The organism is Pseudomonas sp. NFACC39-1, assembly GCF_900110355.1.
In the GTDB taxonomy this organism is placed as follows: domain Bacteria; phylum Pseudomonadota; class Gammaproteobacteria; order Pseudomonadales; family Pseudomonadaceae; genus Aquipseudomonas; species Aquipseudomonas tehranensis.
On record NZ_FODL01000006.1, the window covers coordinates 460,406 to 472,854 of the forward strand.

The 12,449-nt window shown below is 59.2% G+C and carries 17 protein-coding genes and 1 pseudogene; 6 read left to right on the forward strand and 12 right to left on the reverse strand.

Going from position 1 to position 12,449, the window contains the following annotated elements:
• The first annotated feature begins 186 nt into the window (after window positions 1-186).
• The gene (locus BMY45_RS16315) at window positions 187-399 is read left to right on the forward strand and encodes a cold-shock protein (RefSeq protein WP_003179963.1); all 213 of its coding nucleotides are present in this window, start codon (window positions 187-189) and stop codon (window positions 397-399) included.
• A gap of 66 nt (window positions 400-465) precedes the next feature.
• On the opposite strand, the gene BMY45_RS16320 is transcribed toward BMY45_RS16315, so the two are convergent.
• Both BMY45_RS16320 and BMY45_RS16325 read right to left on the reverse strand, forming a co-directional pair.
• Window positions 466-780 carry an I78 family peptidase inhibitor gene (locus tag BMY45_RS16320; protein WP_092399300.1) on the reverse strand — a complete coding sequence of 105 codons (315 nt, stop codon included), beginning with the start codon at window positions 778-780 and terminating at the stop codon, window positions 466-468.
• A gap of 163 nt (window positions 781-943) precedes the next feature.
• Window positions 944-1,249: a hypothetical protein gene (locus tag BMY45_RS16325; protein ID WP_092399302.1), complete on the reverse strand. Its 306-nt coding sequence runs from the start codon at window positions 1,247-1,249 to the stop codon at window positions 944-946.
• 131 nt (window positions 1,250-1,380) lie between these two features.
• Here BMY45_RS16325 and BMY45_RS16330 point away from each other — a divergent pair, with 131 nt between their 5' ends.
• Window positions 1,381-1,578, forward strand: coding sequence for a hypothetical protein (locus BMY45_RS16330; protein WP_047229327.1), 198 nt, complete (start codon window positions 1,381-1,383; stop codon window positions 1,576-1,578).
• A 44-nt stretch (window positions 1,579-1,622) separates the two neighbouring features.
• Here the strand turns inward: BMY45_RS16330 and BMY45_RS16335 are convergent, their stop codons facing one another.
• The 8 genes from BMY45_RS16335 to BMY45_RS16370 all read right to left on the reverse strand — a co-directional run bounded on the left by BMY45_RS16335 (window position 1,623) and on the right by BMY45_RS16370 (window position 9,201).
• Entirely contained in the window at window positions 1,623-2,651 is a 1,029-nt protein-coding gene (locus BMY45_RS16335) for a nucleoside hydrolase (protein WP_092399304.1), read from the reverse strand.
• 29 nt (window positions 2,652-2,680) lie between these two features.
• On the reverse strand, window positions 2,681-3,085 hold the full coding sequence (gene rbsD, locus BMY45_RS16340) for a D-ribose pyranase (protein ID WP_092399306.1): 405 nt from the start codon (window positions 3,083-3,085) through the stop codon (window positions 2,681-2,683).
• Window positions 3,082-3,996, reverse strand: a complete 915-nt coding sequence (gene rbsK, locus BMY45_RS16345) for a ribokinase (protein ID WP_092399308.1) — start codon at window positions 3,994-3,996, stop codon at window positions 3,082-3,084. The genes rbsD and rbsK overlap by 4 nt, the downstream gene beginning before the upstream one ends.
• A 23-nt stretch (window positions 3,997-4,019) precedes the next feature.
• Complete coding sequence (locus BMY45_RS16350; RefSeq protein ID WP_092399310.1) at window positions 4,020-5,039, reverse strand: LacI family DNA-binding transcriptional regulator; 1,020 nt, start codon at window positions 5,037-5,039, stop codon at window positions 4,020-4,022.
• A gap of 3 nt (window positions 5,040-5,042) precedes the next feature.
• A complete protein-coding gene (locus tag BMY45_RS16355) occupies window positions 5,043-6,020 on the reverse strand; it encodes an ABC transporter permease (protein WP_092399312.1) in 978 nt (325 codons plus the stop codon).
• Window positions 6,017-7,570, reverse strand: coding sequence for a sugar ABC transporter ATP-binding protein (locus BMY45_RS16360; RefSeq protein ID WP_092399314.1), 1,554 nt, complete (start codon window positions 7,568-7,570; stop codon window positions 6,017-6,019). The genes BMY45_RS16355 and BMY45_RS16360 overlap by 4 nt, the downstream gene beginning before the upstream one ends.
• Window positions 7,571-7,628: 58 nt before the next feature.
• Window positions 7,629-8,585 (reverse strand): sugar ABC transporter substrate-binding protein, encoded by a 957-nt coding sequence (locus tag BMY45_RS16365; protein WP_092399316.1) that lies wholly within the window; start codon window positions 8,583-8,585, stop codon window positions 7,629-7,631.
• Window positions 8,586-8,754: 169 nt separating this feature from the next.
• Window positions 8,755-9,201 (reverse strand): hypothetical protein, encoded by a 447-nt coding sequence (locus BMY45_RS16370; RefSeq protein ID WP_092399318.1) that lies wholly within the window; start codon window positions 9,199-9,201, stop codon window positions 8,755-8,757.
• A gap of 133 nt (window positions 9,202-9,334) precedes the next feature.
• Between BMY45_RS16370 and BMY45_RS16375 the strand changes: the two genes are divergently transcribed.
• Window positions 9,335-9,634 (forward strand): DUF1654 domain-containing protein, encoded by a 300-nt coding sequence (locus BMY45_RS16375; protein WP_076385536.1) that lies wholly within the window; start codon window positions 9,335-9,337, stop codon window positions 9,632-9,634.
• A gap of 5 nt (window positions 9,635-9,639) precedes the next feature.
• Window positions 9,640-10,329 (forward strand): endonuclease, encoded by a 690-nt coding sequence (locus BMY45_RS16380; RefSeq protein WP_092399320.1) that lies wholly within the window; start codon window positions 9,640-9,642, stop codon window positions 10,327-10,329.
• A 169-nt stretch (window positions 10,330-10,498) separates the two neighbouring features.
• Here the strand turns inward: BMY45_RS16380 and BMY45_RS16385 are convergent, their stop codons facing one another.
• On the reverse strand, window positions 10,499-10,864 hold the full coding sequence (locus BMY45_RS16385; protein WP_092399322.1) for an SPOR domain-containing protein: 366 nt from the start codon (window positions 10,862-10,864) through the stop codon (window positions 10,499-10,501).
• A 248-nt stretch (window positions 10,865-11,112) separates the two neighbouring features.
• On the opposite strand from BMY45_RS16385, the gene csrA reads away from it, so the two are divergent.
• Entirely contained in the window at window positions 11,113-11,307 is a 195-nt protein-coding gene (gene csrA / locus BMY45_RS16390) for a carbon storage regulator CsrA (protein WP_003179932.1), read from the forward strand.
• Between the two features lie 197 nt (window positions 11,308-11,504).
• On the opposite strand, the gene BMY45_RS16395 is transcribed toward csrA, so the two are convergent.
• A complete protein-coding gene (locus BMY45_RS16395) occupies window positions 11,505-11,960 on the reverse strand; it encodes a DUF2214 family protein (RefSeq protein WP_092399324.1) in 456 nt (151 codons plus the stop codon).
• A gap of 374 nt (window positions 11,961-12,334) precedes the next feature.
• Here BMY45_RS16395 and BMY45_RS28420 point away from each other — a divergent pair.
• A pseudogene (locus tag BMY45_RS28420) lies at window positions 12,335-12,449 on the forward strand (IS110 family transposase); the annotation flags it as partial.

The following is a 12,449-nucleotide window of genomic DNA, read 5'->3' on the forward strand; positions in this document are numbered from 1 at the left end:
GTTCGGCTGAAAGCCTTTTAAACCGGGGCTTCCAGCAGGTTAAGGTGGTAAAGAAAACGCGACTGATTGGCAAACAGCGCCTCCGGGGGGCTCCCAAATCGAACATTTCGACTATGATATCCCCGTGTGCCCAGTTGGCCTGAGCAGCACAGTACACTGAAAATATATGTTTCTTGGAGATACACCATGTCTAATCGCCAAACCGGCACCGTTAAATGGTTCAACGATGAAAAAGGCTTCGGCTTCATCACTCCTCAAGGTGGCGGTGACGACCTGTTCGTACACTTCAAAGCTATCGAAAGCGACGGTTTCAAAAGCCTGAAAGAAGGCCAGACCGTTTCCTTCGTGGCTGAGAAAGGCCAAAAGGGTATGCAAGCTGCACAGGTTCGCCCAGAGTAATTACTCGGCGAGCACAAAAAACCCCGTCCATGTGACGGGGTTTTTTATGGGCGATTGAAAACTCAATCAGCCGCAGTTCACCCGATTGATGACCAGATTGGCATCCGTATTGAGATTCAGGCGATCCGAGCGGTACTCAAGCGTCACCATGTCGTTGGGCTTGAGAATCCGCGCATTCTGCGCACCGGCACGGGTGCGGGCTTGTTCCAGCAGTTGCGGCGTGGCCTTCTTGCCAATGGCAAACTCGGCACCTTTTGCTTCGCAGCGGCTGTAGCCAGTTTCTGTTGCCACCGGATCAGGGGTCGATTCAGAGGTGCTACTGCATCCGCTCAAGAGCGTGACGGCCAGCAAAGTACCCAATGACGCGAGCTTCCAAGGCATGAAGCCTCCTTTTGTTGATGATTAAACAGAGAGCGTGCGACAGCCCAAACGAAGCTTGGTTTCAAGCCAAGGGCTATCATGGTGCCCTCATCAGGAAAACAGGCAGTTTGCCTGAGCCGACATCCCGCTTCAGGGGTGAATCGTGACTGAATATGAATGGTGCTCAGTAAACGTCGATGTAGTCAAAGGGTGGATTCGGCCAGTTGTCTTTCAACGCATTGTAGATCTGCATGACCCAGACCTCGTCGCTGGCGGCGACCCGCCCGACGTAGCCCGAACCTTTCGCCCACGTTTCCAGCCGAAACGATAGCCCGTCGATGTCCACACCGCCCACCACACCCGAAGACAAATAGGCGATGCCACCCTTGGTCACGCGCAGTTGGGTGTGCTCGTCATCACTGGCCGAAGCCAGCAACTGACGAACCGCGTCGAGGGTCAACCCGTCAGGAGCGTTCAAATCGATCTGCACGGCGGGGGCCTCTTCAGAAAGTCAAAAAGCAAGTGTCGCACAGCCCTTCCCTGATGCCTAAGTCGCAGTGCAAAACCCCAAGCAAAAATGGTTAACTCAACCTACAGACCTTCCAACTCGCGAGCCCGACCATGAGCACCGTCAGCATCGAAGCCACCATCAATGCCAAATGGTCGGAGGGCCACAGCTCCTACAGTCCTGGCAGCCCCGAAGAACTGGCAATCATCGGTATAGAACTGTTGGTGAAGGAACTGGGAACGAAGGCCGCCCTGAACTTTATCCAGCAAGCGTTCGAACGATACCCCAGCAGCATTGAAGCAGTGGATTGAAGCACACCCGCAGGCCTTGGCCTGCGGGTGTGTGGCAAGACGGGTTACTTCAAACGCGCCAGACGCTCGGTCAGCAGGTCAAAAAAGCCCTGAGCGTCGCCATCCTGCACCCAGTAGGCATTTTTGGGTGCCTTCAGGCCGTCGTACCAGTCAACAATGGTCTGGCCAAAGGTCGGCCCTTCCCGGCTGTCCACCACGACGTTGACTGAACGCCCGGTAAACAACTCTGGCTTGAGCAGGTAGGCAATCACCGTCGCATCGTGCACCGGCCCGCCCGTCATGCCGTAGTGCTCCATGTCACCTTTGACGTATTCGTTGAGAATGTCGCCGACGATCTTGCTGGCCTTGTTGTTCACGGCAGCGATCTGCTTCAGCCGTGCTTCGCTGGTGAGGATCTTGTGGGTCACGTCCAGCGGCAGGTAAGTGAGTTTCACACCGCTCTTGAGCACCACTTCTGCGGCCTGTGGATCCGCGTACAGGTTGAACTCGGCCACCGGGGTGATGTTGCCGCCATTGAAGTGCGCACCGCCCATGATCACCACTTCCTTGATGCCCTGGACAATCTCGGGCTCCTGGATCAACGCCAGGGCCAGGTTGGTCTGCGGGCCAAGCATGGCAAGGGTGATGCTGTGAGGCTTGGCCGCCTTGAGGGTGTCGATCAGGTAGTTGACGGCGTTGCCCTTGGCCAACCCTTTCTTCGGCTCATACACCTCGACACCCGACAGGCCTTCCTTGCCATGGATGTTTTCCGCGTAGATGGGCGTGCGCATCATCGGCTTCGGCGCACCGGCGTACACCGGCACGTCTTCGCGCCCCGCCCATTCCCGAGCCAGGCGAGCGTTGCGCGATGTCTTGTCCAGACGCACGTTGCCAGCGACGGTGGTCAACGCGCGGATATTCAGCTCTTCGGGGGAAGCCAGGGCAAACAACAGGGCAACCACATCGTCGGCCCCCGGATCAGTGTCGATGATCAGGTCGATTTTTTCCGCCGCCTGGGCGCTCGTAGCAGTGATCAGTGACAAAAGCAGCAGACTCCGGAACAGTTGACGCATTTTCTGAGCATAGCGGTGCATGGCGCATTCCTTGTGCAGGGTTGAGAAGGTTAGAACGTTACTCCGGCAATCAACACGATGTTGCAATACGGGGAGCATTCTCCCGTGCGAATAATCGCCCGAGCTTGCCGGCTGACCGCCTTGAATTGTTCATGGCTGACCAGCTCCCGCGCCCCCAGCGCGCCATCGGCATGCAGTGCCTCCAGTGTCGCCAGGGCCGCAGGTTGTTTATCGAAAATCTCTTCAGCCAGTACGTGGCTCTCCACCTGCATTTCGCTGAGCAGCACTTTCAGGGTGCTGACAAAATCCGGAATGCCATGGGTCAGGGCCAGGTCGATCAACTCGACCTGTGGAGGCACCGGCAACCCCGCATCACCGATGACCACCTTGTCGCCATGGCCAAGGGAAGCGATCAGTCGCGACAGCGCGATATTCAACAACGGCGTCTTTTTCATGATTTGAAAGCCTGTACTTCCAACAAGGTGGGAATGGAGGGCTGCGCCCCCGCGCGGGTGACCGATAACGCGGCGGCGACCTGACCGAAACGAATCGCCTCGGCCTCGCTTTTGCCGTCAGCCAACGCTGCCGCGAAGCCGCCGACAAAGGTGTCTCCGGCCGCCGTGGTGTCCACCGCTTTGACCTGCGGCGCCGGGAAGTGTTGAAAACTCGCGCCATTGGCGAACATCAGGCCCTGGGCGCCCAGGGTGACGATCACCTTGCCGGCACCGGCGGCGAGCAATTGCGTCGCGGCCGCTTCGGCGGTTTCCAGAGAGTCCACCGTCACGCCGCTCAGCACGGCGGCTTCGCTCTCATTGGGAATCAGATAGTCGATACAGGCGTACCAGTCGGCCGGCAAGGGCCGGGAGGCCGGCGCGGGGTTCAGAATGACGGTCTTGCCCAGTTCCCGGCCCCGCTTGAGTGCATGCCCGACGGTCGCGTCCGGCACCTCAAGCTGGCAGATAACGACATCGGCGCTGCGCAGCACCTCATCGAAGCGATCCAGGACATCAGGACCCAGTGCGCCGTTGGCACCGGGGACGATAACGATAGCATTCTGACTGTTGTCGTCGACAACGATCAGCGCTACGCCGCTGGAGCCGTCCACGACACTGACCGACTGGCAGTCGATGCCCTCGGCCAGCAGCGCCCCGCGCAATTGCTGACCGTAGGCGTCACTGCCCACGCAACCGACCATGGACACCTTCGCTCCCAGGCGCGCTGCAGCCACGGCCTGATTGGCCCCCTTCCCTCCCGGGATGGTGCAGAACGACTGCCCCATCAGCGTTTCACCGCCCTTGGGCAGACGCGGTGCCCGGGTCACCAGGTCCATGTTCAGGCTGCCTATTACCACTACTTTTGCTGGCATACATCTTCACTCATCAATTCGGTTCAGCGGTATTGGGCGAATGTACCTGACAGCGGTGCAGTCGACTCTCGCAAGACAATGCTGGGCGTCACGATGCGCTGATCGGTGGCAAGCCCCGGCGTTGCGATCCGCCGCAACAGCACTTCAGCGGCCATCTCACCAAGCTGCAGGATCGACTGCCCCACCGTGGTCAGCGCCGGATAGACATAACGGCTCATCTGAATGTCATCGAAACCAATGACCGACAGTTCACTGGGCACGCGCACATTGCGCTCGGCAGCGGCGCGCAACACACCGATGCCGATCATGTCGTTGGCCGCAAAAATCGCACTGGGTGGCTGATGCTCGAGCAGCCTGGCCGCCGCCTGATAACCACCGGTGCTGGTGAAATCGCTTTCGAGCATGCGCTCGACGGGCAGCTCGATCCCGGCTTCTTTCAGAGCGCGGCAGTAACCGGCCAGACGCATCTGCGCCACGCTGGTGTCCGCCGGGCCGCCGATAATAGCGATATCACGGTGGCCAAGCTCCAGCAGGTGCCGGGTGGCCAGGTATGCACCGTGTTCATGGTCGATGCGCACCAGGTCCGCGTCGACGCCGTCCAGCCCACGGTCGACGATGACCATGGGCGTACGCACGTTGGTCAGCCCCTGAGCGAGACCGACGTCGCCGCCGGCGGAAGCGACGATCAGGCCGTCGATGCGCTTTTCCAGCAGCACCCGCAGATAACTGCGCTGCTTGTCCGGGTTGTCATCGGAATTGCACAGGATCACGCAATAGCCGTTGCGCTCACAGTAATCCTCGATCCCCCGGGCCAGTTCGGCAAAGTAGGGGTTAAGGCTGTTGGGCACCAGCAAGCCAATGGTCGCCGTGGTCTTGGCTTTCAGCGACCGGGCCACCGCGCTGGGCACATAATCGAGCCGCTCGATGGCCGCCTCAACCTTGAGCCGCACCTCTTCGCTGACCGGCCGCGTCTTGTTCACTACGTGAGACACGGTGGTGTAGGAAATTCCCGCGAGCGCCGCCACATCCTTGATCGTCGCCATGGTTCAGGCCCGCCGGCTGGCGCGCTGGCTGCGGTAAGTGTCGAGCACCACCGCAACCACAATCACCGCGCCGGTAATGATGCGCTTGGTCGGTTCGGAGGCGCCAATCTGCGCCAGGCCCGCGGCCAACACGGAGATGATCAGCACGCCAAAGAAGGTGCTGATGACCGAACCGCGTCCGCCCATCAGGCTCGTGCCGCCGATGACCACCGCAGCGATGACCTGTAGCTCAAGCCCTGAACCGGCGTTCGGATCTGCCGCCTCCAGGCGGGAAATCTGGAACAGCGCGGCCAGACCGGCCAACAACCCCATCAGGCTGAACACCAGGATCTTGTAAGGTTTTGGATTGATACCCGCCAGTCGCACGGCTTCTTCATTGGTGCCGATACCGATCAGATAACGGCCAAACACAGTGCGGGTCAGCACAGCCTGGGCAATGAAGATCACCAGCAAGGCAATGATGAATGACGGTGAAATGCCGAAGGCGATCGGATTGGACAGCCAGGCGAAGGAATCCCCGATGTAGGCCGTCCGCGAGCCGGTCATCTGGTACGCCAGACCTCGGGCCATTTCCAGCACGCCGAGGGAAACGATGAAGGATGGGATCCGCCACGCCACGGTAATCGAACCGGTAACGGTGCCGGCCAGGGCCGCCACGGCCATGCCCAACAATGCGGCTGGCCATACACTCCAGCCCCAGCCCAGCACCGCCACACTCACCGTCGATGCGGCCAGGGCCAGCACCGACCCGACCGACAGATCGATACCGCCGATGATCAGGATGAAGGTCATGCCGACCGCCAGCACCATCAGGTCTGGAATCTGGTTGGCCAGGGTGCTGAAGGTGTCATACGAAAGAAAATGGCTGCTCAGGACCGAGAACAACGCGATCATCGCCAACAAAGCCCCGGCCAGCCCCAGGTAGGTGCCCAGGCCATAGAAGTTGCCATTCGATTTGCCGACGGCAGATACGGTTTTCATGAGAAGTCCCTAGGCGCTGCTTCGTTGAGCAACGCATCACGTTTCTGGTAGCCGGCGAATGCGGCGGCAAGCAAGTCATCCTGGGTCCAGCTGTCGCGCTCGAAGGTGTTAATCAGGCGGCCGGCGGACAGCACGCCGATGCGGTCACAGATCAGCATCAGTTCCCGCAGGTCGCTGGACACCACGACCAACGCCTTGCCCTGGCGCGTCAGCTCACCGAGCAGCGCATAGATATCGAATTTGGCGCCGACGTCGATGCCACGGGTCGGCTCGTCGAACAGCAACACCGAGCAATCGCGTTCCAGCCAGCGACCGATCACGACCTTCTGTTGATTGCCGCCCGACAGTTCGGACACCAACTGTGTCGGGCTGGAGCTGCGGATTCGCATGGCGTCGATCTGGCGCTGCGCCAACGAGAACTCCTCGCTGCCATTGACGAAGCCGGCGCTGGAGATCTCCGGCATGTTGCCCAGGGCAATGTTGGCGGCGATGGATTGAGTCAGCAGCAGGCCTTCGCCCTTGCGGTCCTCGGTGATCAGCGCGATACCGTGGGCCACCGCATCGGACGGCGAGCGAATGCTGACGACACGGGCCGGCGAACCCAGCGCCACCGTGCCGCTGTCGGCCGCATCGGCGCCGAAGATCAGCCGCAGCAGCTCGGTGCGCCCTGCCCCGATCAGCCCGGAAATACCGAATATCTCGCCACTGCGCACCTCGAAGGACACATCGCGGACCTTGTCCGAACGGCTCAAGCCGTTGACGGTCAATGCCGGCGCGCCGATCTGGCGCGGCCCCAGGTCGATGTGCTCGCCCAGTTCCCGCCCAACCATCAGCGTCACCAGTTGCTCGCTGTTGTAGTTGGCGATCGGCTCGACGCAGACCAGGTTGCCGTCGCGCAGCACCGCAATGCGCTGGGCCACCCGAGCCAGTTCTTCAAGGCGATGGGAAATATAAATGATCGACACGCCTCGCGCCTGCAGACGAGTGATCTGCTCGAAGAGCATCTCCACCTCACGAGCGGTGAGCATGGCGGTCGGCTCGTCGAGAATCAGCACATGGCAATCGCCGATCAGGTTGCGGGCGATTTCGACCATCTGTTGGTGACCGATGCCTAACTCACTGACCAATGTGTCAGGGTCGATCGCATCGAGTCCCACCTGGGCCATGGCCTCGACCGCCGCTTTGCGCAGTTGCTTGCGACTGATCCAGCCGCCACGGCTGGGCAGGTTGTGGAGGAACAGGTTTTCGGCCACGGAAAGCGTCGGCAGCAGGTTGAGTTCCTGCATTACCATGCGCACGCCCAGCTCTTCAGCCTGGGTACGGCTGCCGGGACGGTAATCCTGCCCCTGGAATTGCATCTGCCCGGTGGTTGGCGTCACCAGCCCGCCGATGATCTTGGACAGGGTGCTCTTACCGGCGCCATTTTCGCCGGTCAGCGCCAGCACTTCGCCGCGCATCAAGGTCAAGTCGATGTCGCTCAGTACCGGCTGGGCATAGGTCTTGCCGATGCCGCTGACCGAAAGGACAGCGTTCGGGTCGCGAACGGACATAAAAAACTCTCCAATACGCTCGCCAGCAAGGGCGAGCGTCGTTGTGTCGCCAGGATAACTACTGGGTCACCAGCTCGACCGGAGTTTCGATAACGCCGTTAGTGCCGCTGTCGACGGCTTCGCCCTTGAGGATCTTCAGGGCCGTCTCGATGCCGAAAACAGCCTGTTTGGCGGCGAACTGGTCGGCAGTCGCCAGGACGCGACCGTCCTTGAGCATGGGCTTGATGGCGTTGATGTTGTCGTAGCCGACCACTTGTACCTTGCCCGCCTTGCCCGCAGCGCGAATGGCCGATACTGCGCCGACCGCCATGCTGTCGTTACCGGCCAGCAGTGCCTTGATGTTCGGGTACTCGCTGAGCATCGAGGCGGCAACCTGATTGCCCTTGTTGATTTCCCAGTCGCCCGATTGCAGGGAAACGACCTTGATCTGCGCCGCTTCCATGGCGTCCTTGAAGCCGGCGGTGCGCGCCTGGGCATTGGTGGTGGTGGACACGCCTTCGATGATGCCGACCTCATCACCGGCCTTGAGCTGCTTGGCCAGGTACTCGCCCACCAGGCGTGCGCCCTTGCGGTTGTCCGGGCCTACGAACGGCACGGTGATGTTTTTGCTTTTGACCACCGCCGGATCGAGCTGGTTGTCGATGTTGATCACGGTGATGCCGGCGTCGACGGCTTTCTTGATCACCGGCACCATGGCCTTGGAATCGGCTGGCGCGATGATGAGGGCATCGACCTTGGAGACGATCATCTGCTCGACAATGCGGATCTGGTTGGCGGTGTCGGTTTCATCCTTGATCCCGTTGGAGATCAGGTCGAAATCGGCGGAGTGTTCCTTCTGATAAGCCTTGGCACCATCTTCCATGGTCAGGAAGAACTCGTTGGCCAGGGATTTCATGACCAGGGCCACCTTGGGTTTTTCCGGGGTCTGGGCAAATGCCGAAGAGAAAGGCAGCGCAGCGGATGCGGCCGCGAGCATGGCGACGGCGAGAAGGCGTCCAGCGAATGGCAACTTCATGGGTTCACTCCGATTTTATGATTATTTTGAGCAAAATCGTTGCACGGGAAGTCGTTCCACAGGCCGTCGTCGAGCATCAACGAAGGCTGCGCAAACGTTTGCGTGAAGGGAACTATGGTAAAGCTTCCGGGTTTTGTCAACGTGCGGATTTCACCGCAAGGCTGTGGGATCAGGCGGTCGTGTTGACCAGGGCCCCCGTATCGGACCCCTTGGCCAGCTCTGTGATCAGATGGCCGGTGACCTCCAGCAATGCACCGCTGGTATCGGCAATCTGGCCTTGTATCGCCATGACCGTCGAGGTTTTGGCTTCGGGTGTCGGGTAGACCTGCTTCTGCGCAGCAGCCAACTGCTGTTGCTGTTCTCTGAGCTGCTGTTGAAGCTCTTGCATGCGCTTGAGCAACACCTGCACGGCAATGCTCTGGGTGCTCCCGCTCTTTTCGGTCTTACCTTCGGACGCAGGGCTCATGCTCGTACGGACCTGGCCTGGCGCCTGCGTCTGGTCAAGGGTTTCATCGGCTGCCTCGGTGCTCGCTTGGCTCAAGGCCTTGAGCGTGGCCGCGGACTGGCCGCCGATGGTGACGGCAGCGGCATTGGGAAAGCCGACGGAAAACGACATAACAAAACTCCATGAATAAGATTCCTACGAAGGCCATCGACTGCTGGAGCGGCTTCTTTAGCTTAATTTTTCCTACACCAAAACGGAAAAAGCGTTGTCAGAGGATTTTCTTGAATTTTAAGCAGTTGCGTAAATGCCTACGGTTAAATACTGTACGCACGTACAGCTCAATAAGGATAATCCTGTGGCAACGCCGTCCGCTGCAACTACCCCCTTAGATTCCTATACCCGCCTCGGCCTGCGGGTCTCGAAAATCATCAACTCCCCCACCGCCCAAAAAGCCAAGGCGGCCCTGATCTTCCGGCTGCCCGAGGAGCCAGTGGATGAGTGGGAGCGCCTGCTGGAAGAAATCGACGAGAACGACAATGTCACCCTCGCCTATCGCGACGATGGCGGTGTGCAGGTGTTCTGGGTTGTGCCGAAGGAAGATTGAGCCTGATGAGTGTTCGTTGTTTAGCTTTATTGCTTGTGATGGTCGCCATGGGCGCGCAAGCCGATGCGCCCCGTACGTTCAGCGAGGCCAAGAAAGTCGCCTGGAAGCTCTATGCTCCCCAATCCACCGAGTTCTACTGTGGCTGCAAATACTCCGGCAATCGCGTGAACCTGGCTGCCTGCGGTTATGTGCCGCGCAAGAACGCCAATCGCGCCGCGCGTATCGAGTGGGAGCATATCGTCCCGGCGTGGCAGATCGGTCATCAGCGTCAATGCTGGCAACAAGGCGGCCGGAAGAATTGCACCCGCCATGACCCGGTCTACCAACGGGCCGAGGCCGACCTCCATAATCTGGTGCCGAGCATCGGGGAAGTGAACGGCGACCGCAGCAACTTCAGTTTTGGCTGGCTGCCGACGCAAAAGGGCCAGTACGGCTCATGCCTGACCCAGGTGGATTTCAAGGCCAAGAAAGTCATGCCCCGCCCTTCCATCCGCGGAATGATCGCCCGGACGTATTTCTACATGAGTAAACAATACGGCCTGCGCCTCTCGAAGCAGGACCGGCGCCTGTATGAAGCCTGGGACAAGACCTACCCGGTACAGAGCTGGGAGCGCCAGCGCAACCAGAGCGTGGCGTGTGTGATGGGTCGTGGAAACGAGTTCGTGGGCCCGGTGAATTTGCAGGCCTGCGGTTGACCTCGCATTTGGGAACAGCGCAAATCAACTGTGGGAGCTTGCTTGCTCGCGATAGGGGCATGCCCATCAACATCAACGTCAACCGCAACGTTGGCAGATCCACCGCTATCGCGAGCAGGCTCGCTCCCACAGGTTTTGTGGCTTAACTGACTGTTCTATTCTGCGGGGTTTATTGAGCGGTTGGGTAATCCACCACCAGCGACTCGATGTTGCGCTTTTTCGCTCGAACCAGGGCGGCGTTCAATTGCGCCTGTTTCGCCTCGGCTTCGGCCTTGGAATTGAAAGGCCCGACCAGAACCCGGTCCTTGCCATCCTCTTTCACCACGCTTGAGACAAAACTGTGCTCGATGAGCCACGCGGTCAGATCGCTGACAGCCTGTGGGATTTCGCCCCGGACTTCAACGCCCCACTGTGGCGCAGCGGCAGCGGTCGGCGTGAGGGTCGCCGCCACCTTCGGCTTCGGTGTGTCGACGTCACGCCCTTCACCGCATCCTGCCAGCGCCAATACCGCGATTACCCAAGCCAATTTGCGCACAACGTTTTACCCCGGAAGACATGGAGCGGGGATTTTAACACTCAAGCCCGTCAATAACGCCGTAAACAGCGCTCAAAACACGAGAAACCTGCACGGCGTCTCTGTATAGTCGCACCCTGGGAATTAATGCTGCGTCTGCGCGTCAGAAAGAGGCACCCACATTGTGACACTTGGCACTAATCTATAAGCAGTACCGACATCTGCACTGCCTGAATCAGGTGCCCTATAAAGCAATCAAGGAGAACACCATGCTGATACTCACCCGCAAAGTCGGTGAAAGCATAAACATTGGTGACGACATCACGATCACCATTCTGGGCGTTAGCGGCCAACAAGTCCGTATCGGCATCAACGCTCCGAAAAACGTTGCGGTGCATCGCGAAGAGATTTATCAGCGCATTCAGGCGGGCCTTACTGCCCCTGACAAGCCGCAAACGCCCTGAGCCCTGCAGCAGTCCGTAGCCAGCCCTTATGCATCGTCGCAAGGCTGGCTAAAGATTCATGCCGACCGTCCCTCATCCCTGCTCCATCCCGCCTTTGATTTTTCGTTCATCCCGTCAAACCGATACTAATGATATGACCCATAGCATGGCTGTCAGACGTTTCGTTTTAATGGCGATGAAGCCGGTATTCGTGACGGTCACCCCAGACCCACGCCGCGAGCCATACCTGTGGCTGCGATCACCATCAGCACCAGCAGCAAGGCTTCAATGTGACTGATCCGCGCAAACCGGCCGGCTTTCGAAGGATCGATCGCATGCCCTTTGCCCAGTGCCATCCGCCATTTGATCAAGGCGATCATCGGCGCGATTTCAAGCAACAGGATCAGCACGAACAACGTCATCTTCAGGTGAAACAGCGGCTGGTGCAGATAATAGTCCGTGCCTTTTTCAAATCCGCCGAAAGCACGCATCCCGCCGGTCACCAGCAGGACCACCGCCGATAGCCCCCACAGGTTGTCCGCCATCAACACGTTTCGAACCGCGTCCATACCGCCCGCCAGGCGTCGCAACGCCGTGCCACGGGCAAGCACCGCCCAGAATCCCAGGGCGAAAGCCAGAAGATGAATTGCCGCCAAAGACCAATGAGCCAACATGGAAGATTCCTGTCTGAGGATGTTGAATCGACCTGACAGTACTAGCTCATAACAGGATGATTGCCAGGACCGGAATACAAAAAACCTGTGGGAGCGAGCCTGCTCGCGATAGCGGTGTATCAGCCGACAACAATGTTGTCTGACACTCCGTAATCGCGAGCAGGCTCGCTTGTATGGTAGGACTTGAAGGGAGGAGGAGGGACAAGGCTCGATTCTGACTGTTAGGCGCAGTACAGACCGTGGGAGATTTCGCCCCTCCTCCTTTCACCCAAGCGCCGATAAAGAATGCATCTGGCCTAAACCGACGATAGGAACAAGCCTGCGCCTCTGGGTGAACCCTTCAAGTGTTCAAACCTTAGCCCGGAGAATTTTCAATGGCAATGCCGGTTTCTGTCACAAAGCCGATTGTGGGCGTGGATGTCGCCAAGAACGAGTTGGTGATCTATCACGCCGAACTTGATGTACTGGAGGCGATTCCCAACAACAAAG

Coding starts and splice junctions, on each gene's coding strand:
- BMY45_RS16315 (WP_003179963.1), top strand. CDS start 187: ATGTCTAATCGCCAAACCGGCACCGTTAAATGGTTCAACGATGAAAAA.
- BMY45_RS16320 (WP_092399300.1), bottom strand. CDS start 780: ATGCCTTGGAAGCTCGCGTCATTGGGTACTTTGCTGGCCGTCACGCTC.
- BMY45_RS16330 (WP_047229327.1), top strand. CDS start 1,381: ATGAGCACCGTCAGCATCGAAGCCACCATCAATGCCAAATGGTCGGAG.
- BMY45_RS16335 (WP_092399304.1), bottom strand. CDS start 2,651: ATGCACCGCTATGCTCAGAAAATGCGTCAACTGTTCCGGAGTCTGCTG.
- rbsD (WP_092399306.1), bottom strand. CDS start 3,085: ATGAAAAAGACGCCGTTGTTGAATATCGCGCTGTCGCGACTGATCGCT.
- rbsK (WP_092399308.1), bottom strand. CDS start 3,996: ATGCCAGCAAAAGTAGTGGTAATAGGCAGCCTGAACATGGACCTGGTG.
- BMY45_RS16350 (WP_092399310.1), bottom strand. CDS start 5,039: ATGGCGACGATCAAGGATGTGGCGGCGCTCGCGGGAATTTCCTACACC.
- BMY45_RS16355 (WP_092399312.1), bottom strand. CDS start 6,020: ATGAAAACCGTATCTGCCGTCGGCAAATCGAATGGCAACTTCTATGGC.
- BMY45_RS16360 (WP_092399314.1), bottom strand. CDS start 7,570: ATGTCCGTTCGCGACCCGAACGCTGTCCTTTCGGTCAGCGGCATCGGC.
- BMY45_RS16365 (WP_092399316.1), bottom strand. CDS start 8,585: ATGAAGTTGCCATTCGCTGGACGCCTTCTCGCCGTCGCCATGCTCGCG.
- BMY45_RS16370 (WP_092399318.1), bottom strand. CDS start 9,201: ATGTCGTTTTCCGTCGGCTTTCCCAATGCCGCTGCCGTCACCATCGGC.
- BMY45_RS16375 (WP_076385536.1), top strand. CDS start 9,335: ATGCCTACGGTTAAATACTGTACGCACGTACAGCTCAATAAGGATAAT.
- BMY45_RS16380 (WP_092399320.1), top strand. CDS start 9,640: ATGAGTGTTCGTTGTTTAGCTTTATTGCTTGTGATGGTCGCCATGGGC.
- csrA (WP_003179932.1), top strand. CDS start 11,113: ATGCTGATACTCACCCGCAAAGTCGGTGAAAGCATAAACATTGGTGAC.
- BMY45_RS16395 (WP_092399324.1), bottom strand. CDS start 11,960: ATGTTGGCTCATTGGTCTTTGGCGGCAATTCATCTTCTGGCTTTCGCC.